The organism is Paenibacillus sp. BT-177 (assembly GCF_025846815.2).
GTDB lineage: Bacteria > Bacillota > Bacilli > Paenibacillales > Paenibacillaceae > Paenibacillus > Paenibacillus polymyxa_C.
The window spans coordinates 1-2,381 of sequence record NZ_JAOYTP010000027.1 but is presented as its reverse complement, the minus strand read 5'-3'; the positions used below and the strand labels follow the sequence as shown (position 1 = coordinate 2,381).

Annotated in this window: 1 protein-coding gene; it reads right to left on the bottom strand. The window is 52.0% G+C overall.

What is annotated here, in order from left to right; all coding sequences use genetic code 11:
- Positions 1-2,381: amino acid adenylation domain-containing protein (locus OIU26_RS25755; protein WP_264218408.1), on the bottom strand; the 2,381-nt coding region annotated here is incomplete at both ends.

The window sequence follows — 2,381 nt, the reverse complement described above, 5'->3', positions numbered from 1 at the left end:
GCCGCGCAGCTCCCCAGCGCTTACGTCTCTTTCAGCGACATAGTACGCCACCAGTTGGTTTTGTCCCTGCTCGTCCGCTTGGGCCAGTACGATGACCTCTTGCACGTCTTCCACTTTCAGAATTTGTGCCTCGACCTCGCCCAGCTCGATCCGGTAGCCCCGGATTTTCACCTGATGGTCGATCCGGCCCAAATATTCGATGTTGCCGTCTGGCATCCATCTCGCCAAATCCCCCGTGCGGTACATTCGTTCATAGCCGGCTTCACCCGCCGCAAACGGGTTCACTACAAATTTCTCGGCCGTCAGCTCTGGTCGATCCAGATAACCACGCGCCAGACCCGGACCGGACACGCACAGCTCACCCGCTACGCCGACCGGCGCCAAATGTCCATGGATATCCACCATGTATACCCGGTGATTCGGCATAGGACGTCCGATGGAAATGAGCTGTCCTGCCCTTTCATCCTCGGATACCGGCCAGATGGATGTTGCCACCGAGTTTTCGGTTGGACCATAGCCATTGTAGTACGCCACCTGATCCTTCCACTTGTATACCAGTTCTGTGGAAGAGGCTGAACCCGCAGTGAACAGAATACGCAGGCTTGGCATCCGCTGCGGCTCCAGATACACCGCATAGGTCGGTGGCAAAGCAGCCACCGTAATGTGGTGATCCGCCATATATTGCTCAAACCGTTCGTAGTTCAAAATCGTCTCTGTTGTTGGCACATATAACGTAGCCCCGCAGAACAGCGCTTGGAAGATTTCCCAGCAAGCCGCATCGAACGAATAGCTGGCAAACAGCAGTGCATGATCCGTTGTACTAATCTTGAGTGTCTGATCAAAATACGTTTTCAGATTGCACAGCCCGTGGTGCTCCAGCATAACGCCCTTCGGCTGCCCGGTTGTACCCGACGTATAGATTACATACGCCAAATCGTTCGGACCAGACAGCAGCTCCAGGTTGGAACCATCCTCGTGGTACACGGTTTGTGCTCCATCCAATACCAGTACTTGACCGTCGATAGCTACTTTGTCTACCAGATGACTTTGTGTTAACAGCAGCTTCGCACCCGAGTCGTTCAGCATATAGCGGATACGTTCCTCCGGATACGTTGGATCAATAGGGACATATGCGCCTCCAGCTTTTAGAATTCCGAAGATGCCCACGATCATGTCCACCGAGCGCTCGGTCATCAGACCCACCAGCCGATCCTTCGTCACGCCTTGACTGCGCAAGGTACGAGCCAATCGATTGGCTCGTTCATTCAGCTCGCGATAAGTCAGCGTTTCTCCTTCAAAGAACAAGGCTGTCTGCTCCGGTGTCTCTAATGCTTGCGCTTCGAACAAGCCGTGAATCGTTTGTTTACTTGGATAGGCTACCGCTGTATTTCCCCATACCTCAACGATTTGCTCACGCTCCTGCACCGTAACCATATCCAGTTCATGTACGCGAATGTTCGGATTCGCTGTCACCTGCTTCAGCAGCTGCACCAGATGACCTCGAATTTGCTCGACACTTTCCCGTTCAAAGGCCAAGGCATTATAGCCAAAGCTCATGTGAATGGTATTCCCCGGCAGCACTACCACGTTAAAGTCATAGTTGGTCTGCTCGACAGACTCGGCTCCTGTGATCGTGAAGCTGGACGCCTCACTACTACCTAATTGCTCTATCTGCTCCTCTACCGGATAGTTCTCAAAAATAAGAATATGATGAATCAAATCTTGCTTAAGCTCCGACAACCCCTGAATTTCATACAACGGATACGTATCATACACATGGGAAGCAATCGATTGCTCCTGGGTTTGCTTCATCACGTCGGAGAATACGCTGTCCACCTGACTGTGGATACGCACCGGAATGGTATTGATAAACAGACCAATGATATGCTCCACATTCGGAATGTCTGCCGGACGTCCAGATACCACACTGCCAAACACGACATCATCGGTGCCATTATATTTTTGCAGCAAAAGGCCCCATACGGTCTGCATCAACGTATTGATGGTCACCTGATAACGCTTGGCTACTCGCTGAATACCTGCCGTTAGCTCCGCGCCCAAATCAAAATCCAGACGCTCCGCCTGATACCCCGTCTTACCTTGGATTTTTGCCTGTGGCAAGCGGGACTGCTCCTCGTATCCTTCCAGAACATTGCTCCAGTAGCTTGATGCGGCCTGACGGTCCTGCTGCTCCAGCCATTCGATATATTGACTGTACGGCGTTACAGGGGCCAGTTCGGGCTGTTTATGAGCCAGTATCGAAAAATAACTCGCAAACACTTCGTTGGTCACCAGCGACAAGCACCAGCCGTCCATCACAATATGATGGAAGCTCCATACAAAACGGTACGAATCCTCACCTGTGCGAAAAACAGCGACAC